The 25,528-nt window shown below is 57.4% G+C and carries 25 protein-coding genes and 5 pseudogenes; 10 read left to right on the top strand and 20 right to left on the bottom strand.

The window, feature by feature from the left end; translation table 11 throughout:
* Window positions 1-18: 18 nt before the first annotated feature.
* Entirely contained in the window at window positions 19-1,209 is a 1,191-nt protein-coding gene (locus tag OMP38_RS25510) for an acetyl-CoA C-acetyltransferase (RefSeq protein ID WP_277567533.1), read from the bottom strand.
* Between the two features lie 132 nt (window positions 1,210-1,341).
* Here OMP38_RS25510 and OMP38_RS25505 point away from each other — a divergent pair, with 132 nt between their 5' ends.
* The 3 genes from OMP38_RS25505 to OMP38_RS25495 are packed head-to-tail and all read left to right on the top strand — an operon-like array spanning window position 1,342 to window position 2,265.
* On the top strand, window positions 1,342-1,767 hold the full coding sequence (locus OMP38_RS25505; protein ID WP_277567532.1) for a LysR family transcriptional regulator: 426 nt from the start codon (window positions 1,342-1,344) through the stop codon (window positions 1,765-1,767).
* Complete coding sequence (locus OMP38_RS25500; protein ID WP_338130657.1) at window positions 1,667-1,957, top strand: LysR substrate-binding domain-containing protein; 291 nt, start codon at window positions 1,667-1,669, stop codon at window positions 1,955-1,957. Before OMP38_RS25505 ends, OMP38_RS25500 begins: the two co-directional genes overlap by 101 nt.
* Window positions 1,954-2,265, top strand: a complete 312-nt coding sequence (locus tag OMP38_RS25495) for a LysR substrate-binding domain-containing protein (protein WP_338130636.1) — start codon at window positions 1,954-1,956, stop codon at window positions 2,263-2,265. Before OMP38_RS25500 ends, OMP38_RS25495 begins: the two co-directional genes overlap by 4 nt.
* Here the strand turns inward: OMP38_RS25495 and OMP38_RS25490 are convergent.
* From OMP38_RS25490 to OMP38_RS36220, 3 genes and pseudogenes are all read right to left on the bottom strand, one after another.
* On the bottom strand, window positions 2,262-4,091 hold the full coding sequence (locus OMP38_RS25490) for a hypothetical protein (protein WP_277567530.1): 1,830 nt from the start codon (window positions 4,089-4,091) through the stop codon (window positions 2,262-2,264). The two genes, OMP38_RS25495 and OMP38_RS25490, sit on opposite strands and share 4 nt — an antisense overlap.
* A gap of 20 nt (window positions 4,092-4,111) precedes the next feature.
* The gene (locus OMP38_RS25485; protein ID WP_277567529.1) at window positions 4,112-4,537 is read right to left on the bottom strand and encodes a PAS domain-containing protein; all 426 of its coding nucleotides are present in this window, start codon (window positions 4,535-4,537) and stop codon (window positions 4,112-4,114) included.
* A 79-nt stretch (window positions 4,538-4,616) separates the two neighbouring features.
* Window positions 4,617-4,787: pseudogene (locus OMP38_RS36220) on the bottom strand (PAS domain-containing protein); the annotation flags it as partial.
* Between the two features lie 182 nt (window positions 4,788-4,969).
* Between OMP38_RS36220 and OMP38_RS25480 the strand changes: the two are divergent.
* The gene (locus OMP38_RS25480) at window positions 4,970-5,791 is read left to right on the top strand and encodes a DUF2935 domain-containing protein (RefSeq protein WP_277567528.1); all 822 of its coding nucleotides are present in this window, start codon (window positions 4,970-4,972) and stop codon (window positions 5,789-5,791) included.
* Between the two features lie 107 nt (window positions 5,792-5,898).
* Here OMP38_RS25480 and OMP38_RS25475 read toward each other — a convergent pair whose 3' ends face one another.
* The 13 genes and pseudogenes from OMP38_RS25475 to OMP38_RS25420 form a co-directional block, all read right to left on the bottom strand.
* Window positions 5,899-6,078, bottom strand: a complete 180-nt coding sequence (locus OMP38_RS25475; RefSeq protein ID WP_277567527.1) for a hypothetical protein — start codon at window positions 6,076-6,078, stop codon at window positions 5,899-5,901.
* A gap of 154 nt (window positions 6,079-6,232) precedes the next feature.
* A complete protein-coding gene (locus tag OMP38_RS25470; protein WP_277567526.1) occupies window positions 6,233-6,511 on the bottom strand; it encodes a hypothetical protein in 279 nt (92 codons plus the stop codon).
* A gap of 229 nt (window positions 6,512-6,740) precedes the next feature.
* Window positions 6,741-7,133, bottom strand: a complete 393-nt coding sequence (locus OMP38_RS35115; RefSeq protein WP_338130660.1) for a hypothetical protein — start codon at window positions 7,131-7,133, stop codon at window positions 6,741-6,743.
* A 117-nt stretch (window positions 7,134-7,250) separates the two neighbouring features.
* Window positions 7,251-7,319, bottom strand: a pseudogene (locus tag OMP38_RS35110) (stalk domain-containing protein); the annotation flags it as partial.
* 86 nt (window positions 7,320-7,405) lie between these two features.
* Entirely contained in the window at window positions 7,406-7,507 is a 102-nt protein-coding gene (locus tag OMP38_RS35105) for a stalk domain-containing protein (protein WP_338130656.1), read from the bottom strand.
* A gap of 235 nt (window positions 7,508-7,742) precedes the next feature.
* Window positions 7,743-8,336 carry a YdeI/OmpD-associated family protein gene (locus OMP38_RS25460; RefSeq protein WP_277567525.1) on the bottom strand — a complete coding sequence of 198 codons (594 nt, stop codon included), beginning with the start codon at window positions 8,334-8,336 and terminating at the stop codon, window positions 7,743-7,745.
* A gap of 21 nt (window positions 8,337-8,357) precedes the next feature.
* Window positions 8,358-10,613, bottom strand: coding sequence for an excinuclease ABC subunit UvrA (locus OMP38_RS25455; RefSeq protein ID WP_277567524.1), 2,256 nt, complete (start codon window positions 10,611-10,613; stop codon window positions 8,358-8,360).
* Between the two features lie 120 nt (window positions 10,614-10,733).
* Window positions 10,734-11,072, bottom strand: a complete 339-nt coding sequence (locus tag OMP38_RS25450) for an ArsR/SmtB family transcription factor (protein ID WP_277567523.1) — start codon at window positions 11,070-11,072, stop codon at window positions 10,734-10,736.
* A gap of 222 nt (window positions 11,073-11,294) precedes the next feature.
* The gene (locus tag OMP38_RS25445; protein WP_277567522.1) at window positions 11,295-12,002 is read right to left on the bottom strand and encodes a DNA alkylation repair protein; all 708 of its coding nucleotides are present in this window, start codon (window positions 12,000-12,002) and stop codon (window positions 11,295-11,297) included.
* A gap of 81 nt (window positions 12,003-12,083) precedes the next feature.
* Window positions 12,084-14,414: pseudogene (locus OMP38_RS25435) on the bottom strand (molybdopterin-dependent oxidoreductase); the annotation flags it as partial.
* 107 nt (window positions 14,415-14,521) lie between these two features.
* The gene (locus OMP38_RS25430) at window positions 14,522-14,944 is read right to left on the bottom strand and encodes a hypothetical protein (protein WP_277567521.1); all 423 of its coding nucleotides are present in this window, start codon (window positions 14,942-14,944) and stop codon (window positions 14,522-14,524) included.
* A gap of 305 nt (window positions 14,945-15,249) precedes the next feature.
* On the bottom strand, window positions 15,250-16,401 hold the full coding sequence (locus OMP38_RS25425; protein ID WP_277567520.1) for a saccharopine dehydrogenase family protein: 1,152 nt from the start codon (window positions 16,399-16,401) through the stop codon (window positions 15,250-15,252).
* Between the two features lie 13 nt (window positions 16,402-16,414).
* On the bottom strand, window positions 16,415-17,434 hold the full coding sequence (locus tag OMP38_RS25420; RefSeq protein ID WP_277567519.1) for a hydroxyacid dehydrogenase: 1,020 nt from the start codon (window positions 17,432-17,434) through the stop codon (window positions 16,415-16,417).
* 86 nt (window positions 17,435-17,520) lie between these two features.
* On the opposite strand from OMP38_RS25420, the gene OMP38_RS25415 reads away from it, so the two are divergent.
* On the top strand, window positions 17,521-18,708 hold the full coding sequence (locus tag OMP38_RS25415; RefSeq protein WP_277567518.1) for a CdaR family transcriptional regulator: 1,188 nt from the start codon (window positions 17,521-17,523) through the stop codon (window positions 18,706-18,708).
* Here OMP38_RS25415 and OMP38_RS25410 read toward each other — a convergent pair.
* Window positions 18,705-20,176 (bottom strand): annotated as a pseudogene (locus tag OMP38_RS25410) (aldehyde dehydrogenase family protein). The gene OMP38_RS25415 and the pseudogene OMP38_RS25410 sit on opposite strands and share 4 nt — an antisense overlap.
* A 94-nt stretch (window positions 20,177-20,270) precedes the next feature.
* Here OMP38_RS25410 and OMP38_RS25405 point away from each other — a divergent pair.
* The 5 genes and pseudogenes from OMP38_RS25405 (at window position 20,271) to OMP38_RS35100 (ending at window position 24,443) form a co-directional block, all read left to right on the top strand.
* Window positions 20,271-20,519, top strand: coding sequence for a hypothetical protein (locus OMP38_RS25405; protein ID WP_277567517.1), 249 nt, complete (start codon window positions 20,271-20,273; stop codon window positions 20,517-20,519).
* Window positions 20,520-20,758: 239 nt separating this feature from the next.
* A complete protein-coding gene (locus OMP38_RS25400; protein ID WP_277567516.1) occupies window positions 20,759-22,096 on the top strand; it encodes a PucR family transcriptional regulator in 1,338 nt (445 codons plus the stop codon).
* Between the two features lie 25 nt (window positions 22,097-22,121).
* The gene (gene ald / locus OMP38_RS25395) at window positions 22,122-23,252 is read left to right on the top strand and encodes an alanine dehydrogenase (protein ID WP_277567515.1); all 1,131 of its coding nucleotides are present in this window, start codon (window positions 22,122-22,124) and stop codon (window positions 23,250-23,252) included.
* Window positions 23,249-24,043 (top strand): annotated as a pseudogene (alr, locus tag OMP38_RS25390) (alanine racemase); the annotation flags it as partial. The gene ald and the pseudogene alr, both read left to right, overlap by 4 nt.
* Window positions 24,027-24,443 carry an alanine racemase C-terminal domain-containing protein gene (locus tag OMP38_RS35100; RefSeq protein WP_338130635.1) on the top strand — a complete coding sequence of 139 codons (417 nt, stop codon included), beginning with the start codon at window positions 24,027-24,029 and terminating at the stop codon, window positions 24,441-24,443. The pseudogene alr and the gene OMP38_RS35100, both read left to right, overlap by 17 nt.
* On the opposite strand, the gene OMP38_RS25385 is transcribed toward OMP38_RS35100, so the two are convergent.
* Together OMP38_RS25385 and OMP38_RS25380 are read right to left on the bottom strand one after the other, a co-directional pair.
* Window positions 24,388-24,636 (bottom strand): pyridoxal-phosphate dependent enzyme, encoded by a 249-nt coding sequence (locus tag OMP38_RS25385; RefSeq protein WP_277567514.1) that lies wholly within the window; start codon window positions 24,634-24,636, stop codon window positions 24,388-24,390. The genes OMP38_RS35100 and OMP38_RS25385 overlap by 56 nt on opposite strands.
* A complete protein-coding gene (locus tag OMP38_RS25380) occupies window positions 24,602-25,354 on the bottom strand; it encodes a PLP-dependent cysteine synthase family protein (RefSeq protein WP_277567513.1) in 753 nt (250 codons plus the stop codon). Before OMP38_RS25380 ends, OMP38_RS25385 begins: the two co-directional genes overlap by 35 nt.
* Window positions 25,355-25,528: the final 174 nt, after the last annotated feature.

Here is a 25,528-nt window from a genome sequence, read left to right as displayed (position 1 = left end):
TCGCCTCCTCTGTCCGATCTAGCCGCAGCGTTCCACGATCGCCGCAATTCCTTGCCCGCCGCCGATGCAGAGCGCGGCCAAGCCGAAGCGGGATCGTCTGCGATTCATCTCGTGCAGCAAGGTGACCAGCACTCTCGCCCCGCTCGCCCCGATCGGGTGGCCGAGCGCGATCGCGCCTCCGTTGACGTTGACTTTCCCTTCGTCCAATCCGAAGTGCCGGATGAACGGAATGACCTGCGCGGCGAAGGCTTCGTTCACTTCGATCAGGTCGATGTCGGATATAGGCAGTTGCGCCTTCCGAAGCGCCTTCTCGACGGCCGGAATCGGACCCATGCCCATATACGCCGGATCCACGCCCGCGACCGCAAAGGAACGAATGACGCCGAGCGGCCGGAGGCCTTTTTCCGAAGCGGTCTTCCCGCTCATGAGGACCAAGGCGGCTGCGCCGTCATTGATGCCGGAGGCGTTGCCGGCCGTAACGATGCCGTCCGGCTTGAACGCTGGCCGCAGCTTGGCGAGCGTATCCGGCGTCGTATCCGGACGGGGATGTTCGTCTTGTTCCGCGATCGGGAACGGCTGCTTTTTGCCGGGCAACGAGACGCCGACGAGCTCATCGGCAAAGACGCCTTGATCGGCGGCCGCCGCGGCTTTTCGCTGGCTGGCGAACGCGATCTCGTCCAGCTGATCGCGCGTAAGCGCGAATTTCGCGCATAAATTTTCCGCGGTGATGCCCATGTGATAATCGTTGGCCGCGCACCAAAGTCCGTCCTTGATCATGCTGTCGGTCAGCGTTCGATCGCCCATGGCATAGCCGGTGCGCGCGCCCTGAAGCAAATATGGCGCCTGGCTCATGCTTTCCATTCCGCCTGCGACCGCGGCATCGCAATCGCCCGCCTGTATGGCTCTGCTCGCCAAGTAGACGGACATCAAGCCGGACCCGCACACCTGATTGACGGTCGTCGCCGGCGCTTCCACAGGAACGCCTGCCTCCAGCGCCGCTTGCCTGGCGGGATTTTGCCCGAGACCGGCTTGAAGCACGTTGCCCATATACACTTCTTCGATGATCGATGCGGGGATCCCCGCCCGGTCGATGGCCGATCGAATCGCGGCAGCGCCCAGACTTACGGCAGGCAAATCCTTGAACATGCCGTTCAATCGCCCGATCGGCGTTCGGACAGCGCTTACAATGACAACGTCATGGTCGCTCATGCGAGGTCGACTCCTTTATCCCGTTTAGTTTGAGCTTCTTATCCATTATTGTAGGCCGCTCTTATTTATGTGTAAAATATAGATTACGGATATGATTTATTCATTAATAGAATAAATTCGGGAGGAATTCGGTTGGAGTATATACAGCTGCGTTATTTCGCCGAGGTGGCCAGATTGCAAAGCTTCTCAAAAGCGGCGGAGACGCTGCATATCTCCCAGCCTTCGCTGAGCAGAGCGATCAAGGGTATGGAAGACGAACTTGGCGTCGTGCTGTTCGATCGTACGACCCGATATCTGCGGCTCACCGACGATGGCGAGATCGTGCTGCGGCACGCGGCGGCGGCGCTGTCCATGTCTCGGGATCTGCTGTCAACGCTGAACGAGGGGAGAGAGCTTCAGCGCGGAGAATTGTTGCTGGGCTTGCCGCCAGTCATCGGCGCCAGCTTTTTTTGCGGGGATTATCGCAGGCTTTCGGTCCGAATACCCCGGAATCCGGCTGCGGCTGGTCGAGGAAGGCGGCAAGATCGTGGAACGGCTGCTGAGCGAATCCAAGCTTGACCTTGGCTTCGTCGTACTGCCCGTGGACGAACAGGCATTCGAGACGCTGACGCTCGCCGAACGGCGGCTTTTTTTTGGTGGTGAAGGCGGATCATCCGCTCGCAGCGAGCGAATCCGTGCGGCTGTCGGATTTAAAAGAGGAGCCGTTTATTATGTTCAAAAAAAGGCTTCTCCCTCTACGATCGCGTGAGAGAAGCCTGCATTTTGGAAGGATTCGAGCCCAAGATCGCTTACGAGAGCTCCCAATGGGACTTTATGACCGAGATGGTTGGCGCAGGGCTCGGCATTGCCTTGCTCCCGGATACTGCCGCGCGCAAGATCCAGTCCCGAGCGGTCTCGGTTATACCGGTCACCGTGCCGGCGATCCGCTGGGATATCGCCGCCATCTGGCCGCGCGGCCGTTATATGTCCCATGCGGCCAGAGGATGGATTGAATTCTTGAAGCATTGGAAAAAGGATGCGGACTTGTACCGCGATTCGCTGTCGGGCAAAGGCTAGAATGTCTTCGACTGCGCTTCTTTGCGCTTGGCGGCGAGCGCTTTCCTGCCTTCCTTGATTTGCGCGATCGCACTCGGATTGTCCGCGAACATTTTCGCCAATTGATTCAGACGCTTCGAGAGATTGCCTAGCGTACCGTTGGGTTCGTTAATGAACTCGTTCATGGCGAATGCATGATCCGGCAACTTTGTATTTCGTATGGTTCGGACCAGCTTTCGCACCGTGTCCGTCTGCTGCGCCTGTTTCTCCTTTTTCAGCCGTTCCTTCTCTTTGTCGTCCATCGCTTTCAGCTCGGGCGCCGAACCGGAGCTCACGGCGTTCAGCAGCGTTTTAAACGCTTTTTTGTTGTCCGGCGTATGGCGCATCTGACGTTCAAGGTTATCCCCGTAGGCTAGCGGATCGCGAAGTACGGTAGCGCCGCCGAGCTGGTTGCCGCTGTGCTCGGCGCTCGGCGCGCCTAGGAACAGGCTGTCCATACCGCCTTTGCCTTCGTAGAAGACCGCCTGCAAGGATGCCACCTTGCCGTCCATCACGAGCCTCAGCATCATCTTCACGAGCGTTTCCGCCGAATAGCCGCCGGAGACGCTCTCCTTCTCGTTCTTTTCCGATTTTTTCTCGGAGGTCTCGCCTTTGCCGCCGCCGGCCTCGAAGCTGCGCGACAGCTCGGAGATGCCGACGACGCTGACGAATTTTTGCAGATGCTCGGTCAGGTTGCTTCTGACGGAATGCGAATTCGATACGTTGTGATTGAGACTGTACAGCATGATCGCCGCCAGCTCGCGGTCCTCGAATGCCTCTTTGTCGTCCAGATCGGCGCCCGTTGCCAGCTTGTACAGGGATGCCGCGCTTGGATCTTTGGCCATTTTCAGCATGGCTTCGATCATTTTATTGTATTCGGCGGGCGGTTCCTTGATCGTCTTGCCTCGCTCTGCATTGCCGCCCGCTTGAATGAAATGGCCTCTGCCCTTGCCCAGCCTCAGCTTCTGTTCGCCGATCGAATAGTAATCCTGCGTCGTCAAATCGGCGATTTTCGGTTCCGGGAGACTGCGGTCGGCCGCATAAATTTTGCGGTGGAGCGGCTCGTCGAAGCGGTGCTCGGCTTTTTTCGTATCGAGCCCGGACGAGCGAAGAATCCCCATATTGGAGGCCGTGAGATTGATCAGGATATTGAGCTTCTGCTTGGCATCCAGCTCCGTCGTTTCGTCGTCGCTGCTGTCCTCGACCTCAGAAGAGTACTTGGTCTTTGCTTTCGTTTCAAGCTTACGTTTTTTCTTGTTCTGCCGTTGTTCGCTTTGTTCGGGTTTGCGCTTCTGAGGCGCGTCTTTGGCGTCGTCTTCAATCTCCATGCCGACCTGGAGGCTGTCCGCGCTTCGCATGCGGAGCATTTCTTCCGCAGCCGTGAGCGCTCCGCTATGATTGGCCGTCCAACCGGCCAGCGAGACTGGATCGTCGCTCGTTTGATTGGCTTCGAAGTCCTTGAGGACCGGTTCGTACAGCGCCATCATATCCGTATCGTCGCGCTTCCACGCCATGAACGTTCGGAGCAGTTGCCCGATCCGCTCTTCTTCTTTCTTGTCTTCGCCGCCGGTCTCCGTCACGAATTTCCCCTGCACGACCGGTTCCGTCCCGACTTGCCCGCTTGACTCGGATGAAGCCATGGCGCCGGCGTCCCGCAGCATGCCGAGCAATCCGCGGTTCCCGACCGCCTGCTGCAGCAAGGGACGGGCGGACTTCATGCCGGCGGATTCGCTTCGGACGGACCGGGATTGGGCTTCGCGCTGCGGCGGCGTCTGCGTGGACGATTTGCTCAGACGATCGAAATTCATCGATTACCTCCAATAACGGATCAGCGCCCTTCCGCTTGCCGGAGACCCGTAATGTCGCGTCCGATGCAGATCGTCTGGACGATCTCCCCGGATTCGTCGCGAACGTATTCGGACGTCGTCTCGTACAAGCGGTACTCGCCGTTCTTGTGACGGACGCGCCCGATAAACCGGACCGAATCGCGCTCGATATACGAGAGGCCGCGGAATTCAACCAGCTGCATGATTTCGTCCGGATGATTAAAGGCCGCGCTAGGCTTCCCTATGACCTCTTCGGGAAGATAACCGAGCAAGGGCGTGACCGTCGGCGATATGTACGTGAACACGCCGTCCGTCGAAAAGACGGAAATGATGTGCATCGGTCGTTCGAGTCTCTCTAAGGTGACCAGCCCGCCGATCGTCTGTTCGCCGCTTCGAAGCGGTACGCAGGTAAGCTTGATGTCGACCAAGTGACCTTGCCGGTGGCGAGCGCCGCATTCGAGCTTCGCTGCAAAAAAAGCCGCCGACGCCAGTCAGGTCGAAGTCCGCCGCTTCTAAGAATTGATTCAGCGGGGCTTGAATCAGCGCTTCAGGCGAATACCCGAGCATGGACGATGCGGCTGCGTTGACGCGCTGAATGCGCCCGCGAAGATCGACCATCGCCAGTCCGTCCGGATGATCGTCGAAATAGTGTTGAAACCAGCCTTGCGTAGAAAACATATCGTTATGCAGCATGAATGTCCGCCTTCTGATCATTTACGTAGGCTAATTATATACTGTCTATTTCCGGTTCTCAAAAGACAAATGTACCAAGTTTCTCTTTTTGTATTCCTCATAGGCCGGCGCTTCCCGGAATATAGCTGTGGAGATGAGTCATACGACTGGGAGGTGTCGCGGAAAACGTGGCTAATGTATTCGTAGCGCGTTCGCTTGACGAGATTCGATTTTGGTCTCGTATTATGAAGGAGCATTCCCTGTTCTTGAGGCTGGGGTTCAGAGCGGAAGATACGACATTAATCAATGAAGCGAATCAATTTTACGCGTTGTTCGAAGCGATCGAAAACCGGGCCCATCAGCTGCCCGTCGATTCGGATCCCCAGGTGATTCTGAGATTCAATACAGAGGTTCATACCGCGGTATCTCTCATCTGGGCGTTCAAAAGAAAAGTGCTTGGGCTGATCTTAACCTGCCAGCTTCCGGGGGCCAATAATTATCCGCTATTGGTGGACCATACGAGCCGGGAAGCCAACTATTTCAGAAACCGGCTGGAAGAACTAAATGCCGGCAAGCTCGAGCCTTTGCCGGACGCCATCATCGACGAAAACGTATTTTTCCTGCGCACTATGGCCGACCACGCCAAATTCATCAGCCATCTGCTCGACCCGTCCGAACGAAAACTGATCGATATGGCGAATGATTTCAGCCATGACTTCGATACTTTGCTTTTCCAGGCGCGGGATATCGATTCGATGCGCCCGCAATCCCAAACCGCGCCGATCCTCGGGCAATTATTGGACCAGAACCGGGTTTCCGTCGCCTCCCTCCGCGATTTCAAGCGGACTGCCCGCGACCTGATCAACGCATGCAAGATCAAAAGCATCATTCATCCCCTGCTTGCGGATCACGTCTTCCGGGAAGCGGAAAGATTTTTGCACATCATCGACATGTTCGAGCAGCATCTGACCGGCACGCCGGTATCGGTGCGCGACTTGGAGGCGCATTAGAAAAAGCGAAAGGGTCCCGGGAGTCGACCCCCCGGGCTTCCGAACCCAGGATGCCTGATATCACGATGGGTTACGAACGATCGGCTTATAAAAAAAACCAAGCCAAGCTATTCGCTCTGGATTGGTTTTTTGCGTATGCTCGTTAGCTCGAAGGCTTCCTTCGGTTTGCCGATCGCTTCGGCTCTCTTCTTCTTAATGACCATTGCCTGCCGCAGGCTCGTCGCTTGAAATTCCATCGTCGTGCCGAAGGGATCCTCGAATGCATAATACATTTTTTTATCCGCCATTAAGCGACAGCGCCTCCCGATGCTTCTCGAATGCATTGCGTCGACCATACGGGCCCGGAGTATGATGTCCTTACAGCCTGTTCGTTATTTTGGCATCCGATGCGTTTCGGTATTCAAAAAAGGTAATGCCCGCCTCCCGCCTCGATCGTTTCCTTTAGGTTTCTTCGCCGACGCGCAGCTGCTTCGTAAACGCAAAATGATCGTTCGGGTACATCAAATGAATCGTGATCGTATAATCCCCTGCGGATGGAAACGTATAGTCGGAAGTATAGCCGTTTCCTTCTTTGACGGCGTCGATCAGGCCGGGCAGATCGTTTTTGGAGTTGATTTGAAACTGAACCTTGGCTTCCTCTGCGGCAAATTTATCGTTAGCGATGGCGACGATCAGCTTGGACGCCTGGCCTGCCGCCGGCGGCGACGGTTCGCTGTTCAACGATACCTCCGAAAACTTCAGCGATTGCTGTTTCCCCGACGCCCCGCATCCGGCCAGCATAAGCATAAAAGCAATTGCAGCCATAACGCTCAGCGTGCGCATTGTACAGACATAAAATTTCATTTTGCCATTCCCCTTTGCATGGGTCCTAAGAACCTCCATCATACGCCGTTCATCCGGCATAAACAAATAACCTTGCGTCATAAGACGCAAGGTTGGTCAATCATGTTTATGCAACCGTGTCGCTGATGATCGTTAGAAACCCGTTCATTGAAGCCGTATTGATGAGCTGCTCGATGGATTCCTGCGCCGAACGGTTAAATTCGTACCATTGATTTTCATCATATTCGTGGACCACGATTTGCGGATATTCGGACAACGTTCCTTCGGGTGCGGCGCTTTGTAAGGAATAAATGTCAAATCGCTTGAGGCTAGTTCCCTTTTCGTCCAAAAATTCAAATTGTCCGTTTTTATAATAGGCGCCCGGATCATCCAAATTAAGGCGCCAAGCGTAATTCGCCGGCTCGTCGATTTTTTTCCCTTTGTTTTGTTCGAATACGCGATAGAGCGCTTCATGATACGCATTCCCTTTGATTTGCTGCACGACGCCGCCCATGATCATATGGTATTCCTGCTGAAAGGCTTTAACGGCTATGCCGTCGATCAAAAGCGGCGCGGTATCAATACGAACAGTCGCGTTGCTATAACTGACTTTGCATTCGAACGTTTCTGCAATAAAGCGGAGCGGAACGTAAATCCGATTGTTTTTGATATATGGTTTGACGTCGATCTGTACCTTTTTTGCCATTCTTCCACGCAGTACTGCTGTTTGTGTTTAAAATGACTTCCATCCTGTTTTTCGTTATATTTACCTCCGTTTTTTTCCATTCGACCTTAGCCCCCCAAGTTCTCGCTAATCATGCGCAATGGAACCATCGTTCGATTGTTCTTTACTTCGGATTTGACGTCGGAAACGATCGCTACGCCGTCAATCATGACTGATTGGTTCGAGGCATATACCGGCGACGATAACAAAAGGAAACCGAGTGCGAAGATCAAATTTGAGCAAAGTTTTTTCATGACGACCAACTCCTATTTCGGTTAATATCTTCCAAATATAGACGCATTAGATTTGATTTAGTTTCTCGATCCTTCCATACCTGAAAATAAACAAAAGAAAAAGCATCAGCCCTTTATGCTGATGCTCTTTAAAGACGCCTGTTGTTCGATCCTAATCGTCCAATCCCTTGCCCTCAAGAATTTTTGGCTTGTACTTCTCGACTCGGGCCTCTCTCGTTTTCGCCTGTTTGGGCTGAGAAAAGTGAAGCAAGTATCCTCTTTGCCGTCCCGGCGTCAATGCTTCGAAAGCCGCCTTCAAAGCAGGGTTCGCGTCGAATTCGCGTTGAAGCTCCTCCGCGACGGCGAATTCGGCGTTCTTTTTAAAAGTAACTTCCAGACCCGACTTTTCTACGTTGATCGCATCGTGGATGTACGCTTTTAAAATGGCTTCCTGATCGATGATTTCTTGGACGTTCGTGAACCGGATCTGACGACCGGCTTGCACGTTCTCCGTCTGTTGGATAAGTATCCCGTTCGGATCCTTCAGCAAGGCGCCTTTGTGGAACAACAGCGCGCAGTATTCTTTGAAGCCATGGATCAGCACGACATTTTTAGTTTGATACGTATAACATGGATGCATCCACTTGAAATCCTCGGTCAACCCGCAGTCCATGACGATTTCTCGTAAATGCTCGTATTCGACCTTCCATCGTCTGGACTTGTTGAAAAATTCGTCGGCCTTCGGATGCGTTTGGCGATTGATCATGAACCAAGCCTCTTTTCTGCGTTAAGTCAAATATTTCCCCGTAATCGACCGCGCCTCACGGACGATCTGCTCCGGCGTGCCCTCGAAGACGACCTGTCCGCCCCGGCTGCCGCCGTCCGGTCCCATGTCGATGATCCAATCCGCCTGACTGATCACGTCGAGATTGTGCTCGATGACGATGACGGTGTTGCCGGCGTCGACGAGCCGGTTCATGATCTCGAGCAGATGGCCGATGTCCGACATATGCAGGCCCGTCGTCGGCTCGTCCATCACGTAAATGCTGCCCTGCTTATGCAACTCGCTGGCCAGCTTGATGCGCTGGCATTCCCCGCCCGACAGCGTGCTGAGCGGCTGCCCGAGCGTAATGTAGTTCAGTCCTACGTCGCTCATCGCTTGGAGCTTGCGCACGACCTCTTTGAGCTGGAAAAAGGCCAGCGCCTGCTCCACCGTCATCTCCAGCACTTCCGCGATCGACTTGCCGTCCAGCTTGTAAGCGAGCACTTCTTCCTTGAACCGTTTGCCGCCGCAAACCTCGCAGGGCAGTTTTACGCTGTCGAGGAAGGCAAGGTCCGTGTATACGACGCCCAGCCCCTGGCAGTTTTCGCAAGCGCCTTTGGAGTTGAAGCTGAACAAGCCTTGGTTGACCTTGTTCGCGGAAGCGAACGCCTTGCGCACGTCGTCCATGATACCCGTATACGTCGCGGGATTCGAACGGGTCGACACGCCGATCGCCGACTGGTCGATGACGATCGCATCCGGATGCTGCCCGAGGAATACTTCGTTGATGAGCGTGCTCTTGCCCGAGCCCGCTACGCCCGTCACGACGGTCAGCACGCCGGTCGGAATGTCGACGCTTACGTCCTGCAGGTTGTGCAGCGACGCGTTTTGAACGGATAGCTTGCCTGTCGCCTGTCTGCAGTCTCGCTTGAGCTGCAGCGGCCGCTTCATGAAGTTACCCGTCAGGGTGCCTGCGTCCAAAAGGCCGTCGAAGCTTCCTTCGAATACGATATTCCCGCCTCGTCTGCCGGCATGCGGACCGACGTCGACGATATGATCGGCCACCTTGATCACGTCCGGATCGTGCTCGACGACGATCACGGTGTTGCCTTTGTCTCTTAGCTTTTGCAGCAGTTCGTTCAACCGGTGCACGTCGCGCGGATGCAAGCCGACGCTCGGCTCGTCGAAGATGTAGGTGACGTCCACCAGGCTGCCGCTCAGGTGCTTCACCATCTTGACGCGCTGCGACTCGCCGCCGGACAACGTGTCCGTCTCGCGGTCGAGCGTCAGGTAGTCGAGTCCGATGTCCACCAGATGCTGCAGCCGCTCCGTCAACGACTGGACGATCGGCGCGGCTGCGGGGTCTTCGATCTCCCGGATCACGCGGACGAGCTGTCCGACCTCCATCGCGGACAGCTCCGCAATATTGTGTCCTTGGACCTTACAGCTCAACGCGGCTTGACTGAGTCTCGCGCCGCGGCAGCTGGGACAAGTGCCTTCGGTGATGAATGGCGCGACCGTCTTCTGCGTTCGCTCGGACTTCGCCTTCAGATCCTGTCTGATATATTTATTGGTAAATTTCTCGAGCGCGCCTTCGACCGTAATATTCATCGCCTTGCCTGCGAAGTCCATCTTCACCTTCCTCGCCTTGCCGTACAGCAGCTGATCCAGCTCATCCGCCGCATAGTCGGACAGCTTCTTGTCGGGATCGAAGTCTCCGGATTGCAGGATCATGTTCAACTCCCAGCCGCCCGCGCCATAATCCGGCAGCATGATCGCTCCTTCGTTCAGCGACTTGGACATGTCCACCGCTTTGTTCATGTCGACGCCGAGACTGCGCCCGATGCCGTTGCACGCGGGACACATGCCTTGCGGATCATTGAAGGAGAATAAGTTGACGGATCCGACGCGAGGCTTGCCGATGCGGGAGAAAAGCAGGCGCACGATGGGCGAAATATCCGTGATCGTCCCCATTGTAGAATGAGAGCCGCCGCCGAGGCGTTTCTGGTCCACGATGACGGCCATGCTCAGATTTTCGATCGCATCCGCTTCCGGCTGCGGATATTTGGGCAGAAACGTCCGCACGAACATGCTGAAATTCTCGTTGAGCAGCCTCGTAGACTCCGCGGCGATCGTATCGAAGACGATCGAGGACTTGCCGGATCCGGATACGCCGGTGAAAATCGTAATCTTCCGCTTGGGAATGCGAAGCGATACGTTATTTAGATTGTTCTCCCTCGCTCCGGTGATAACGATATACTCCTGGTTCGGTGCGCTCATGATCTACGTCCTTCCGTATGTATTCGTTGCGGCGAGGATCAAGGCAGAGCCCGTCCCCGGCAGACGCAAACCGGCTGCAAGCGACATGCAGCCGGTCCATGAAGATTCGGGTCTCATGCTTTAATTCGTCTCCTCTTCTTCTTCCTTTAACAGTTGGTCCAGACGCATGAGGTTCATGGTCCAGAACTTGTCGTAGAACGATACCCAATCCTGAACTTCTCTTAGCGGAGCCGCGTGAAGCCTGAACCGCGTCTCCCTGCCGACTTTGCGGTCCCGTATGAGTCCGGCTTCTTTGAGAATCGTCAAATGCTTGGATACCGCCGTACGCCCCATATCGAATCGCGGCGTCAATTCATGAAGCGGCAGCTCCGGCGTGTCCGCGAGCAGACGGATCAACTCGCGCCTGGTAGGATCGGCGATCGCGTCGAATACGTCCCGCACCGCAAGGTTTTGGCTCACAACACCCTCTCCTATATATTCCGGCCTCGCCTCAGGCCCCGTTGATAGGGAACCCGTTGGTGTCGGAGTCATTGTATGACACCGTTCGGTGTCGTGTCAATCCCGGTGCAGGCAACCGAAAAACGGGACGAAGCGAAGGTGAAACTCGCTTCGTCCCGTGCGGCAATTAAAGTCGGCGGATCCCGCCGATGCGTCATAGTGGGTTAATATTATAATTAACAATTAACATCGAACATGCTTCCTTTTAAAGCCAATCTGGTTTTTCTCGATCGCCTTGCGAAGGGTCTCGGCTGCATTCAAAAACTTGCTCTTGCCCTTGGGGCCGCTCACCTCGACCGGGCCGACGGATAGCGCCTTTTCCATCGCTTTGGCGTGTAGCGGATAATAGGATATGCCAACCGTATAAATAAATTGATTCATCGCGTATTTCGTCCGTTCCGGCGCGCAGTGAATCGATGCTGCCGCTTGATCGAGCATGCTCGCCAGCTTATCCTCCGAAAAAGCGCTGTCCGGCCGATTCCCGATTTGCCAGCAATAGCAGTTCCAGCCGGCCGACATCTTGAGCTCGTCGCCGCTAGCGATCCAAGCGTCGGAGACGTCTTGCGCGATCGGCGCCTCCGCCAAGGTGACGGCGACGACGAAGTCGGACAGCATGTAGAAATAAGCGGAATCGATCCAGCGGTCAAAGTCGGCAGCCGTCATCGCGTTCGGATCGGCGATGATGCCGGCGAAGTACATGGCGTCGTAGTTGCCCGTCGCATAGAGTTGCTCGGCCAGCGGCTGGTTGATTTTGATTTTCCGGAAAAGAGGCTTCATCTCCCCTGTCGCGACGCCGAAAACCGGCTCGTGCGCCCCGTTTGAGATATACCTTTTTTTCAGCCTTTCCTTGCCTAGCGCTTCCAGCTCCTGCATGACCGTATCCAGGTCCATTCGCCGGCTCCTCTCCTTCGCGAGACGCGTATAATGGGTTATCTCCTATTATACAAGCTTCGCGCGAATGGCTAAACCAGCTCACACCTGCTTGAGATACGGCCTGTAAGCCGGCAGCGTCACGTTTGCGGCGGACAATGGAATCTCCAGCGTCTTGCCGGCTTGAACGGCATGATCGGCGGACAAGCGGTTCGCCTTGATTAAGTCTTCCAGACGGATGCGGTAATGATCGGCGACCGTCTGCAGCGTATCCTCCATCGTCAACGTATGGGAATGCCTGATCTTCTCGACGCTGCAGGCCGACTGCTTGAACGTCGGCTGCTTGGACAGCGGATCGACGAAGTCCGTCGTCAGCTCGTTCGCCGCCTGATGACCGTCCCAGCTGCCGTAGTGGAACGGCACGAAGATCAGCCCTTTTTGCACGGTTTTGCCGATATTCGCCGGTACCTCGATCCACCCGCGGGGCGATACGATCCGCACCAGCTCGCCGGGGACCAGAGACAGCGCTTCGGCGTCTTCTTCATGGATCTCGACGTAGGCGTTCGGCGCGATCGCTTGAAGATAAGGCGACCTTGCCGTTTTGGTTCGCGTGTGCCAATGCCACACGAGCCGGCCGGTCGTCAGCCAGAACGGATAGGAAGCCGTAGGCATCTCGGGCGGCGGCGAATACCGCGTCGGATGAAGGATGGCCCGTCCGTCCGGCTTCAGCTCGGCATACTCGGACTCGGTCAGCGGTCTCCCCGTGAACTGATCTTTCGTATAGCTTTGCGCGTCTTCCGATTTCGTATGAAATTTGAGATCCGCGTACAGCCTCGGCGTGCCGAGAGGCGTCTCCTCCGTCACCGGCCAACGAAGGCCGTTATGCCGCTCCAATTTGTCGTAGGTGATGCCGCTCATATCGCAGGGCCTGCCGCGGGACACCGTCTTCCACTCCTCGAAGCATTGCTCCGGCGTGCCGTAGCCGACCAGCGGCCGGCCGTCCTTGTCCCGGAAGTCCATGCGGCGCGCGAAGTCCAGCAAAATATCAAAATCCGGCTTCACGCCCTCAGGCGGATCGACGGCCTTCCGCAGCAGGTTGATGGTCCGGTCGGCGTTTTCCATCGTGCCTTCCTTCTCACCCCATAGCGCGGCCGGCAGAATCACGTCCGCTACCGCCGCCGTCTCCGTCAGGAACGGATCCTGGACCACGACGAAGACGCTTTCCAGTGCTTTCTTAACCCTGGGCCGGTTCGGCAGCGACACGAGCGGATTCGTTCCGATATTCCAGAATAGGCCGACCTTTCCCTGCTCGATCAACGAGATTTGATCCTCGATGCCCTTTTCCGGACCTGCCGGCAGCCCCCGTTCTTCCACGTTCCATAGCTTCGCCATTTCCTGCAGATGCCGCGGGTTTTGCGGATTCCGCTGCGCGGGATAAGTGCCGACGCCGCCGACGGTCCGGTTCGCCGACGAACTCGGTTGACCGGCCATATGAAGCGGCCCGCAGCCCGGCTTCCCGATCAATCCCGAATCAGATGCAAATTGTTGATGGCCACGCAGGCCGTCGTCGCATCCGCGCTCTGGAACGTGCCTTGCAGCGTCGTCGTCACGAGCCGCGATGTCTGCCCCAAGGCAGCGGCCGCCGATTCCAGCCGCTCCAGCGGAATACCCGTGGCCTCGGCACATTTTTCCGGCGTCCATTCCTCTACGGAGGCCAGCATTTTGCCGAAGCCGATCGTATAGTTCGCTATAAATCGATCATCGATCCGCCCCGCCTTCACGATCAGGCGAATGAGCCCGTTCAACAAGGGGACGTTCGTGCCCGGATACAGCTGCAGATGAAGGTCGGCTTCTTTTGCGGTAGGCGTTAGCCGCGGATCGACAACGATGAGATAAGGCTTGCCCGTTCTCTTCTTGCGCTGCATGACTCGTTCGAACAGCACTGTGCCCGTCTCCGCCAGATTGTGGCCGAACAGCATGAGCACGTCCGTTTCGTCCACGTCGTCATAGGAGGCCGGCGTCCCGTCCGCTCCGAACGATTGCAGCAGGCAAAATTCCGTCGTGGCCGTGCACAGCCGCGTATTTGCGTCGAGCAGGTGCGTATGGAGGCCCGCGCGTCCGATTTTGCCGATCGTATAATAGTCCTCCAGGTGGCCCTGACCGGTCGAATAGATAGCGACGCTGTTCGGCCCCTTTTCCTGGATCGTCTCCTTCGTTTTCCGCACGATCAGCGACATGGCCTCGTCCCAGGTGGCCGGCTCGAGTCCGCCCGACGCATTTCGGATCAGCGGCGTCAGCAGCCGGTCCGTGCTGTTGTTCGCGTACCATTGGTTCTCGCCCTTCGGCCCTAACCTGCCGCGATTGATCGGATGATTGGCGTTTCCGCGAATGCCGACGATCTTGTTGTCCTTCACGGCGATTTGGCAGCCGCATCCGACGGAGCAGATGTTGCAGGTGCTGTACACCCAGCGTTCGACTTCACCCTGCGTATAAACTTTCATGTCTACCCGTTCGTCTATCCAAGACAAGTCGATCCCTCCTTAACGAAGTATGGGCAAGTAAAAGGACGGGATGACGTATTTGACCGCGTCATACCCGTTGAGTTCTTCGAGCAAACCGGCGGCCTGCTTCAGCCGGCTCTTCATGTCCGCCAGTACGGCCAGCAGCCGCTCCGCTTCGGCTTGGAACGGGTCGTCCGACCACTTCAAGTGGCGCAGCCACGAACGGAAATAGCTGTCGATCAGCTCGTCGTCGTGATAGACGATCGAGATCTCCTGTTTGAATTCGCTCAGGGCGGCCTTCTCGTCCGCAAGCTTCGGCAGCATCCGTTCGATCTGCTGCTTCTGCTCGCGCAACACGGTCAAACACAGCTGGGCCAGCGGATTTTCGGCCTCGCCCACCGCGCGCTCGATCTTGATCCCGCTTGCCCACACGGCTTCGAAAATGATCGTCAGCTCGGTCATAAATAATCTCCTTCTCGAATCGGATTGACCTTAAATGCGTGCGCTTTCGTACTATTAACGCTTTCCCGAATATACGAACCAGGCCTCGGCAAAGTCCTGACGAATGTCAGAATTTGCCGAGGCCTGGCATTGGGATGCCGTCTACGATTTATCGGAAATCGCGTCAAAACCAGCACGCCTAGCAGAAAAGTCAGAGAAGCGAGATGCGTAAGTTGCTGTGCGACAAAATGGCGGCAACGGAAAAGAGAACCGCTCTCTCCATTGACGTCCGGATGGCGGATATCATAGCTGCGCGCCCGCTTTCCTTACTCAATCTCTTCTCTGAAAGAGATCGCGATCCCCCGGTTCCCCAGCGCTTGCACGAAAGGATCGAAGTGCCGGCCGATGATGACGTCCTCGATTGCCTTCACGCCGCGAATGTCCAGTTTGTCCTCCGCCATCCACTCCGCGAGCAAAATGGCCGGGAACCCCGTCGTTTTCGCCATCGAGGTGATCCGCCGGTCCGCGTCGTAGGCGTCGACCATTTCCCATTCGAGTTTCGTGCGTTTTCCGCCGCGGGTTCCCGTCACGGTGACGCGGAGCACGGTTATGTCCTCGTTCGACCCGCCCTTCATCTTCCGCTCCAGCAAGGGTATCGCTACCCGCTGCGGCGAGACGAGCGTGCCGTCGACCTCGATCGGGGTCTCGTCCAGGAAGCCGAGCTCGGCGAGCACGCTCATTTTTTCCCAATGGCCTTTGTAGCGCACGGTTTTTTCGTACAGCCGCTTCACCTTAGCGCGAAGCGTATAGGCCGTGCTGTGGGCATCCGTGACGACGGCCTCGCATTCGCCCACCGGCTCGGGGAACGTCAGTCGCTCCAATCGCGTCAGCGGCGGCAGCTTGACCAGCTCTCCATCCTCAACGGCCAATGCCGGCTTCGTGCAAAGTCCAAGCAAGCTTTCCAGCCGGAAGACGACCTGGTACCAGAGCGGCGGCAGCGGATGCCGCGGCAGTCCGCCGCACAGCATGACCGCTTCGTCCGCTTCGTCGAGCAGCTCGATGCCGCGCGCCGCCAGGAAGTTCGCGATGCCGGGCGCTACGCCGGCGCCGGGCACGATGAGCACGCCGGCTTCGAGCGCCTGCTCATTTAATTCCGCTTTTTCTTCGTATTTCGAACCTACGAGATCGATCAAGTGACATCGCGCGGCGATCGCCGCCTTGATCGCGAGCAGGCTGAGGCCGTGCGGCAAACATGAGACCGCGATGTCCGCTTCGCTCAGAAGCGCGGCCACGCGATCGTAATCGTCCAGCGCGGCCGTCCTGCCGGTTACCTTGGACGAATTCGCCCCCGCCACGCATCGCTCCACGCTCGCGGATACGGCATCCACGGCGATGACTTCATCGATCGAAGCGACGCCGCCCAGCTCGTGGACGATGACGCTGCCGATCATTCCCGTTCCCAATACGACGACTCGCACCGTTTTTCCTCCTTCAGGTCTTGCGCCTTATATCGTGCGCCAAGCCTATCTGCTCCCCAACACTTCCGGATTGGCAATGAATTCGGGCGTCTCTCCCCGCAGCACGCGAATGACATTGCGGGCGACGGTCGTCGACGTGATCCAATTGCATTCGACGGTCGTCCCCCCCGACATGCGGCGTGACGATCACGTTCGGCAGCGACAGCAGCGGCAGGTCCGGACTTGGCGGCTCCGGCTCGAACACGTCGAGCCCCGCGCCCGCCAGTCTTCCTTCCTGCAAAGCCGCACGCAAATCCGTTTGGTTGACGACCGCGCCGCGGGCCGTATTAATGAAATAAGCGGTCGGCTTCATGCTCGCCAACAGCCGATAATCGATGAAATGCCTGGTTTGCTCGGTGAGCGGCACATGCACGGATACATAGTCGCCCGATTCGAAAATGTCCTCGATCCGCGTCGTAAGCGAGACGCCAAGCTCGCGGGCGATACGGGCTTTCTCTTGATCCTCTTGTCTGACCCACGCGATAACGTCCATCTCGAAGCCGAACCGCAGTCTCTTGGCCGCTTCCCTCGCGATTTGGCCGAAGCCGATCAAGCCCGCCCTTTTCCCTTTCATTTCAAAGGTCGGGATGACGCTGCGCGACGCGAAGTTGCCCCTGCTCATCTCCCCATGCAGCCGAACGACGGATTTGCCGAGCGCCAGCATGAGCGCGATGGCATGCTCGGCGGTCGAGACGCGGTTGACGGACGGCGCGTGAAGGACGGGAATGCCATGCGCAGTCGCGTAGCCGACGTCGATATTGTCCAGGCCGACGCCGGCGCCGGATATGACGCGCAAGTTCGGATTCGCGTCGATCACCTCCCGGGTGATCCGAGCCGGCGCGCGCAGCACGATGCCGTCCACGCCTTTGACCACCTCGCATAGATGCGGAATGTCGTACCGGTCCGTCCGAACGACTTCCGCCCCTTCGCGGAGGACGATTTGTCCCTGCTCGTGATACATCGATAAAATTTGCAACACTTTCGGTTTTTCCATTCCTTGGCTCCCTTCCCGCCCTGCACCTGCCTCAATCATGCTATAATGGGCTCCAAACAAGCCTTCCGCCAGGAGCGAGTTCAAGCATGATCCTAGACCAAATCGCGCAGACGATCGTCGATCACACGAGCGAGATCATCGACTATCCCATCATCATCACGGACGAAAAAGGCACCATCATCGGCTCGACCGACCGCGGCCGCTTAGGCAGCCTGCACATCGCCTCCATCGACGTCCTGCGCAAAAACCGAACGATCTCGTACGAGACCGGCGACGTCAAAGCGCTCGATAACGTGCTGCCGGGCATCGCTATGCCGATTTTGCTGAACGATGCGGTCATCGGCGTGCTCGGCATCGCCGGCGAGCCGGATTCGATCAAGAAATACGTCCAGCTGGTCAAGAGCCATGTCGAGCTGATGTTTCACGAATCGTTCAAAAAGGAGACGTCGGCGCTGGAAACGAAGGCGCTCGATACGCTGGTCCAATATCTGCTGTTCTCGAGCCCCGCCGACGAGTCCGGTACGATGATCGAATACGGCAGGTTGCTTGGCTACCGCTTCGATCTCGATCGCGTATGTATCGTGATTGAGCTGGATTTGCTCTCGCTGCGACTGCCGGTAAGGGACGGAAGCTCGGACAAGACCGCTTTTCCCTATTTTCAAAAAGATCTGATCGAGCAGGTCAAGCGTCTGTTCGTCGACCACCGGCAGGACATCTTTTCTCTGCTTAACCTCGAACAGCTGATCGTGCTGAAAACCGTTCTGCCGCGCGAGCGGGACTCCCTCGCCGAGAAGACAGAGCAGCGGATGCGAAAACTCAATCAATATTTACGGGACAAGAATCATGCTGGCGCTTCCGTCGCGTTAGGCAACGTCTCTTCCGGAGCCGCAGGTATGAAGCAATCCTACGAGAACGCCATCCGGACCTTAAAAATCGGGAAACGAATCCCGTCATCCTATCCATTCTATCATTACAACGATTGGGAGATCACCTTGGAGCTGTTAACGCAGGAATTGACGCCGGCAGTCTCTGATAAGTTCGCAGGCATGCTGCTCGCGCTGCGCGATTATCCCAATTACGAGACGTTATCGGCGACGTTCCTAGCCTATTGCAGATGCAATATGAATCTCAGCGAGACCGCGCGGACGTTGTTCATCCACCGGAATTCGCTGAACTACCGCTTGGACAAGCTATCGGAGCTGACGGGTCTCGACCTTTCCGCGTTCGAGCATTGTCTTCTGCTGTATGTGGCGCTCCGCCACGCGCGGGATTAATAGTTGTCGATCTGTGCGCGCTGCAGCTTCCCGCTGTAGTCGACATAGATGGACTTCCACTCCGTGTACACGTCGAGCGAGGCGACGCCGGAGTCGCGATGTCCGTTGCCCGTCCCTTTGGTGCCGCCGAAGGGCAGGTGAATCTCGGCGCCGGACGTGCCTGCGTTCACGTAGACGATCCCCGTGTCCAGATCGCGCATCGCTTGATAGGCGAGGTTGATGTCGCGGGTGAAAATCGAGCTGGAAAGTCCGAATTCGACGCGGTTGTTCACTTCGATCGCCTCTTCGAGCTTCCGACAGGAATGATCGATACGACGGGCCCGAAGATCTCCTCCATGGCGATTCGCATGTCCGGCCTCACGTCCGTAAATAGCGTCGGCTCGTAAAAGCTGCCTTCCGCCACGCCGCCCGCCGTAGCCGGCTTGCCTCCGCCGAGCAGCCTTGCGCCTTCATCCTGGCCGATTCGCACGTACGAATCGATGCGATCCAGCGAAGCGCGGTTGATGACCGGCCCGACCTGCACCGCTGGGTCAAGACCGTTGCCTAGCTTCAATTGCCCCATGCGCGACAGCAGCTTGGTCTCCAGCTCGGCTTTGACCGATTCGTGCGCGATGACCCGGCTGCAAGCCGTGCACCGCTGTCCGCTCGTCCCGAAGGCGCTCCACAAGATGCCGTCCACAGCCAGATCTAAATCCGCATCATCCATTACGATGACCGCGTTTTTACCGCCCATCTCCAGCGACGTTCTTTTTAGCAGCGCGCCGGCTTGCGCATTGATCCGCTTGCCGACTTCATTGGACCCCGTGAAGGAGATCAGATCGATGCCCGGATGCAGGACCATGGCATCGCCCACGACGCTGCCGGACCCGTTGACGAGATTCACCAAGCCTGCCGGCAGACCGGCCGCTTCATATACCTTGACGAATTCGGCGGCGATCATCGGCGTCTCGGAAGCCGGCTTCCAGACAACGGCATTGCCCGCGACGAGCGCGGGCAGCGACTTCCAGGACGCGATCGCGATCGGGAAGTTCCAGGGCGTGATCAGCCCCGCAACGCCGAGGGGCACGCGGACGCTCATCGCGAACTTGTTGCGAAGCTCGGACGGCACCGTATCGCCGAACAGGCGGCGGCCCTCGCCGGCCATATAATAGGCCATATCGATCGCTTCCTGAACCTCGCCTCTTCCTTCGTCGATGACTTTGCCCATTTCGCTCGTCAGGATCTGCGCCAGCTCTTCCTTGCGCGCCTTCAACAGATGCGCGACCTTGTACAACACTTCAGCTCGCTCCGGCCCCGGTACGAGCCGCCAGGATTTTTGCGCCAAGACGGCCGCCTTTACGGCCAGATCGACTTCTTCCGCCGTGGATTGCGTCACTTCGGCGAGCGTTTCCCCCGTCGCGGGATTGAGGACCGCCAGAAATTTTCCCGTCGCCGATTCCGTACATTTGCCGTTTATATAGTTCAGCACTTTTTTTCATGGTTGACCTCCATCGCATTTGAATTGGTGCCGGTTCCGGCTCATCGCCTCCTCCAGCCGCTCGCCCGGCACGGAGACCGATGCCATGTTCCCGTTCATAGAAATCCGCCAACGCCTTGCGGAATTCCGCGCATCCGATGAAGCTTGGATATTTCAGATTAGCCGGGTCCTGCATCTCCGCGATCAGCTCGCCGACGATCGGCCGGGGCGTCGGAAGAACGGTATCGCCGATGCCAAGATCAATGACATCGACGCCCGCCTTGATCATCCAGGCCTTTTTCTTGTTCATTTCCGCGAACACGTACGGCGGGATTTGCGCGACCCGCCGGGATGAATACTGCATGCCCTACCTTCGCCTCTTTTCAGCGCTGCTTCGTTTCGCGATGCCGTTCTCAATTAAACCATAGCTTTTTTTCCGGCTTTGCGGCTATGGCCGATTTGCACGAAAATCATAGACTGATCAAGGAGAAGTTCCGTGCAATTCGCACAAATGTGGCCGGCACGATGTTATGGATGCGCCGGATGTGATAAAAATAAAGGAATCGGATTCATTTCGTCGGGGAGTTATCGGACATGGATAAGGAAATGGACAAGGAAGTAGACAAAGAAGTAGAAAAAGAGCCGTTCGAGCGAAGCTTCGACAGCTTGGAAGCATTGGCCGACGCGATCAGCGAGCATCTGCAATGCTCGGTCACGATCGAGGACGCCAGCCACAAATTGATCGCCTACAGCTCGCACGACGGAGAGACCGATCCGGCGCGCATCTCGACCATTATTGGTAAAAGAGTGCCCGAGAAGGTCGTCCAAGCTTTGTGGAGGGAAGGCGCGATTCCGAAATTGATGAAAAGCGAAGCGCCGCTCAAAATCGCGTCGATCGACGAGATCGGTCTTGGAGACCGCGTCGCGGTCGCGATTCGGAAGGAAAGCCAAGTGCTGGGCTATATCTGGTTGGTCGCTGCCGAGAACGGCTTGCAGCCTGATTATGTTAGCGAAGAACTGGCCAAGGCGGCCAAAGCCGCCAAAACCAAGCTGCTGCAGCTTCATCTGTCGCATCGAAAAGCGGAAATCGGCCAGCAGGAATTTTTTCGGCAGCTGTTGTCCGGGGATTTGAAGACGGATTCGGAGGTCAGGCGGCGGGCGGAGGCGCAAGGTCTCACTCTTCCTCCTGTTTTCTGCGTGGGGATCCTTCCTTTTTTTGTCGAGATCGCCGACAGACAGCAGCAGCAGATCCAATATTTGATCACGACGGCGCTTCAAAAGCGTATCGTTCTTCATGCGATCGACCGCGACCGGCTCATCGTGCTCGAAGCCGTCCCTGCGCGATTGACGCCGGCTGATACGCCTTCGGCGCTGACGCTGCTGGCCGACCAATTGACGCAGCGTTTCGATTGCGCTACGCTGCCGGGGGGCTGCGGCGCGGTCTACGACGATTATGCGCGCGTGACCGCCAGCTGCGAAGAAGCCTTGTCCGTCATCAGGCTTCGCGAATCCTTTCCGGATGCGCTGAAGACCGTCCAGCGTTATGCCGAGCTTGGCTTTTACCGCTTGCTGCCCGACTTACGGCGGCACCGGCAGGAACATTTTTACGAAAACGAATGCTTGCAGCGCTTGGGCGCCTACGATGCCGAGCACAACGGCGATCTGCTGCGGACGCTGGAGGTTTATCTGGACCATGACAGCAATATGAAAGAGTCGGCGGAGGCGCTTCACGTTCACGAAAATACGCTTAGCTACCGGTTGAAACGGATCGCGCAAATCGGCGGCATCGATCTGTCCCGCATGGACCAAAAAGGTCACCTGTTACTTGGAATTCAAGTCCAGGCGGCTTCGTTAAAAACCACAAATCCCCTCTCTCCGATTCTCTTTTTCAGACAAACCGTCCCAGGCCGCGCTCCCTTATACTGTTCATAAAAAGAGCGATAAGGGAGCAGTCGACATGATCATCGGCGTACCGAAAGAAATCAAAAACAACGAAAATCGCATCGCCCTCACGCCCGGGGGCGTCTCCTCGTTCAAGCTGGCCGGTCACGTGGTCGTCGTCGAACAAGACGCGGGCGCCGGAAGCGGCTTCAGCGACGACGATTATGCGGCTGCGGGCGCGCGCATCGCGTCGCAAGCATCCGAGGTCTGGCAAGGGTCGGATATGATCTTGAAAGTAAAAGAGCCGATTCCGGAAGAGTACGCTTATTTTCGCAAAGGACTCATCCTGTTCACGTACCTCCATCTCGCAGCGAATCCCGAATTGGTCCAAGCCCTCACGCAAGCCGGGGTGACGGCCGTCGCCTACGAGACGGTATCGCTGAACCGGACGCTGCCCCTGCTCACGCCCATGAGCGAGATCGCGGGACGAATGTCCGTGCAGGTCGGCGCGCATCACCTGGAGAAAGCGCACGGCGGCAAAGGCATTCTGTTAGGCGGCGTGCCCGGCGTCAGGCGCGGCAAGGTCACGATCATCGGCGGCGGCGTCGTCGGCACGAACGCGGCCAAGATCGCGGCGGGGCTCGGCGGCCAAGTAACCATATTGGATAAAGACGCCGAACGGCTGCGCCAGCTAGACGATCTGTTCGGCGCGAGCGTCACGACGCTGATGTCCAATCCAACCAATCTTGCGGAAGCGGTCGCCGAGTCGGATCTGTGCATCGGCGCCGTATTGATTCCGGGGTCGAAGGCGCCGAAGCTGGTGAGCGAGGATATGATCCGGGCGATGCAAGCCGGCTCGGTCGTCGTCGATGTCGCGGTCGACCAGGGCGGCGTCTTCGCGACGATCGACCGCGTCACCACCCACGACCGTCCGACGTTCGAAAAGAACGGCGTCGTTCATTATGCCGTAGCGAATATGCCCGGCGCGGTTCCGCGGACGTCGACGATCGCGCTGACGAACGTCACCGTTCCTTATGCGCTGCAAATCGCCAACCAGGGGATCGCAACGGCAGTCGAACAAAATCCTGCGTTGAAGCTCGGTATGAATACGGCAGGCGGATACGTCACGTACGAGGCCGTCGCCCTAGATCTCGGCTTCGAATACGTTCCCGTGGAGCTAGCGATGCGCGACGGGAATCCCGTATGACGGCAACCGGCTGCAGGGATACGCGGGCGGAGGTGTCGCTCGATGCCATCGCCCGCAACGTGGGCCTGTTCAGGGCGAATCTGAAGGAAAAAGTGCGGCTCATGGCCGTCGTCAAGGCGGATGCTTACGGCCATGGCGCGGAGGAGACGGCCAGAGCGGCTATACGGGCCGGCGCCGATCATTTGGGGGTCGCGTTCGCGGATGAAGCCGTCGCGCTTAGGTACGCCGGCATCGAGGCGCCGATCCTGATCCTGGGGCATTCGACGCCGCGGGCGATCGAAGCCGCCCTCCGTCATCGGGTCGCGATTACGGTGTCATCCCGCGAAATGTGGGATGACGTTGTCTCCGTCGCGGCCAGGCTTGGCAAGCAGGCTATCGTTCATCTGAAGGTCGATACCGGCATGGCCCGCTTGGGCTTTCAGCCGGAGGAGGTGCTGCCTTTTTGCGCGGGGCGTACGCATCCGCTCATGACGATCGAGGGCGTTTTTACGCATTTTGCCGATGCGGACAACCCTGATCCGTCGTTTACCCGAGGGCAATTCGAACGGTTCGTCTCCTTGACCGACCGGTTGACGGATCACGGCATCCATATACCGATCAAGCACTGCTGCAACAGCGCCGCCGCCATGCGATTTCCGGAGATGCACATGGACATGGCGAGGATCGGCATCGCGATGTACGGCTTGTCTCCGCTGGCGGGGATCTCGCTCCCATCCTTTCCGTTGCTGGAAGCGATGCAGCTGAAAACGAAAATCTCTTACATCAAGCAAGTGGATGCAAATCGGCCTGTCGGCTATGGGTTATCCTATACGACCCCAAGAGAGATCCGGATCGCGACGCTCCCCCCTCGGTTATGCCGATGGTTTGTCGCGCCAGCTATCGAACAACGGCTTTGCGCTCGTTCGTGGCGCGCGCGTCCCGATCGTCGGTCGCGTATGCATGGACCAGACGATGATCGACGTGACCTCGCTGCCGGACGTCAAGACCGGAGACGAGGTCGCCTTTTTCGGCCGTTCGGGAGACGAACGGATTTCCCTCCATGAGGTCGCTTCCCGCATGGGCAGCATTTCCTATGAAGTCGTCTGCCTGATCGGCAAAAGAGTGCCGCGATTTTACACGTCGAGCGATACGATCGTTACAAGTCCGACGCATAGAGATCCGTCGATAAATACTTCAGCCCCGAATCGTTGATCGTGATCAAAATTCGGCTGCCCCTTTCCCTCCCCTTGAGCAGTTGAAGCGCGGCAGCCGCGTTCGCACCCGAAGAGAAGCCCGCGAATATCCCTTCCTTGGACGCTAAATCCCGCGCGGCTGCAATGGCTTGCTCGTCCGAAACCTGTATGTAATCGTCAACAAGCGTCTCCTCTACAAAATCTAATGCCATGCCGTAGCCCCCCGCCTTGAATGCGATGGTTGGGGTTCGTCACCTCAAGTCCCGCCAGGAACGGCGCCGTCCGAGGCTCTACGACATAGCAGCGTATATCCGTATTCAGCGCCTTGAATGCGCGGGCGCACCCGCCGAAGGTGCCGCCGCTTCCGACGAAATCGACGAACGCATCGATTTGCCCGTCCGTTTGTTCCCATGCTTCCTGCGCCGTGCTGTATTGATGCGCGTGCACGCTGCCCTGCCGGTTGAATTGATCGGCGCGAAAAGCCTGGCGCTCGATCGTGATCCGCTCGGTCACCAACTCGACCAGACGAAGATCCTCGCCCGACACCTGGCCTTCCTGCGAGCCCGGCGCTTGATCAACCAGCACCACTTCCGCGCCCAGCGCCTTCATCATGCGCGCGCGTTCGACCGAATTGCCCTTGGACATGACGGCCACGAACGGGTAGCCTTTGGCTGCGCATACGATGGCCAGGCCCGTTCCCATGTTGCCGCTGGTCAGTTCAACGACGGTCTGACCCGGCGAGAGCTGGCCGTCCGCCTCCGCTTCTTCGATGATTGCGCGCGCCGCCCGGTCTTTTTTGCTGAAGCCCGGATTGAGATATTCCAGCTTCGCGTAGATCTCTCCCTCCAACGCTTGCGTCAGATGGCTCAGCCGTACGATCGGCGTGTCCCCGATCGCTTCATAGACATGATCCAAGACTTTTCCTTTCATATCCGCTTTCGCTCCCATCCACAAAATTGTGCAATATATTGTCCTTTTGGTCCATTATAATACATCAAAGCAATCGCTTAAACCTTATTCCTTATAGGAGGTGATGCGTACTCGCCGGCGGAACGGAGCTGATCAAGTGCGGCGTCATCGCGACGGCCGTTGGCGCGCGGCGTT

It is taken from the genome of Cohnella ginsengisoli, from assembly GCF_029525555.1.
GTDB classification, from domain to species: Bacteria; Bacillota; Bacilli; order Paenibacillales; family Paenibacillaceae; genus Cohnella; species Cohnella ginsengisoli.
The sequence above is the reverse complement of the archived record's forward strand: the minus strand, read 5'-3'. Positions and strand labels throughout refer to the sequence as shown.

What these genes read in the sequence shown, in the direction of transcription:
- OMP38_RS25475 (WP_277567527.1), bottom strand. Translation starts at nt 6,078, where the DNA reads ATGGCGGATAAAAAAATGTATTATGCATTCGAGGATCCCTTCGGCACG.
- OMP38_RS35100 (WP_338130635.1), top strand. Translation starts at nt 24,027, where the DNA reads ATGCAAATCGGCCTGTCGGCTATGGGTTATCCTATACGACCCCAAGAG.
- OMP38_RS25415 (WP_277567518.1), top strand. Translation starts at nt 17,521, where the DNA reads ATGATCCTAGACCAAATCGCGCAGACGATCGTCGATCACACGAGCGAG.
- OMP38_RS25460 (WP_277567525.1), bottom strand. Translation starts at nt 8,336, where the DNA reads ATGATCAATCGCCAAACGCATCCGAAGGCCGACGAATTTTTCAACAAG.
- ald (WP_277567515.1), top strand. Translation starts at nt 22,122, where the DNA reads ATGATCATCGGCGTACCGAAAGAAATCAAAAACAACGAAAATCGCATC.
- OMP38_RS25405 (WP_277567517.1), top strand. Translation starts at nt 20,271, where the DNA reads ATGTTCCCGTTCATAGAAATCCGCCAACGCCTTGCGGAATTCCGCGCA.
- OMP38_RS25430 (WP_277567521.1), bottom strand. Translation starts at nt 14,944, where the DNA reads ATGACCGAGCTGACGATCATTTTCGAAGCCGTGTGGGCAAGCGGGATC.
- OMP38_RS25400 (WP_277567516.1), top strand. Translation starts at nt 20,759, where the DNA reads ATGGATAAGGAAATGGACAAGGAAGTAGACAAAGAAGTAGAAAAAGAG.
- OMP38_RS25445 (WP_277567522.1), bottom strand. Translation starts at nt 12,002, where the DNA reads ATGGACCTGGATACGGTCATGCAGGAGCTGGAAGCGCTAGGCAAGGAA.
- OMP38_RS25490 (WP_277567530.1), bottom strand. Translation starts at nt 4,091, where the DNA reads ATGAATTTCGATCGTCTGAGCAAATCGTCCACGCAGACGCCGCCGCAG.
- OMP38_RS25385 (WP_277567514.1), bottom strand. Translation starts at nt 24,636, where the DNA reads ATGGCATTAGATTTTGTAGAGGAGACGCTTGTTGACGATTACATACAG.
- OMP38_RS25380 (WP_277567513.1), bottom strand. Translation starts at nt 25,354, where the DNA reads ATGAAAGGAAAAGTCTTGGATCATGTCTATGAAGCGATCGGGGACACG.
- OMP38_RS25510 (WP_277567533.1), bottom strand. Translation starts at nt 1,209, where the DNA reads ATGAGCGACCATGACGTTGTCATTGTAAGCGCTGTCCGAACGCCGATC.
- OMP38_RS35105 (WP_338130656.1), bottom strand. Translation starts at nt 7,507, where the DNA reads ATGATTGACGGCGTAGCGATCGTTTCCGACGTCAAATCCGAAGTAAAG.
- OMP38_RS25420 (WP_277567519.1), bottom strand. Translation starts at nt 17,434, where the DNA reads ATGGAAAAACCGAAAGTGTTGCAAATTTTATCGATGTATCACGAGCAG.
- OMP38_RS35115 (WP_338130660.1), bottom strand. Translation starts at nt 7,133, where the DNA reads ATGATCATGGGCGGCGTCGTGCAGCAAATCAAAGGGAATGCGTATCAT.
- OMP38_RS25455 (WP_277567524.1), bottom strand. Translation starts at nt 10,613, where the DNA reads ATGAGCGCACCGAACCAGGAGTATATCGTTATCACCGGAGCGAGGGAG.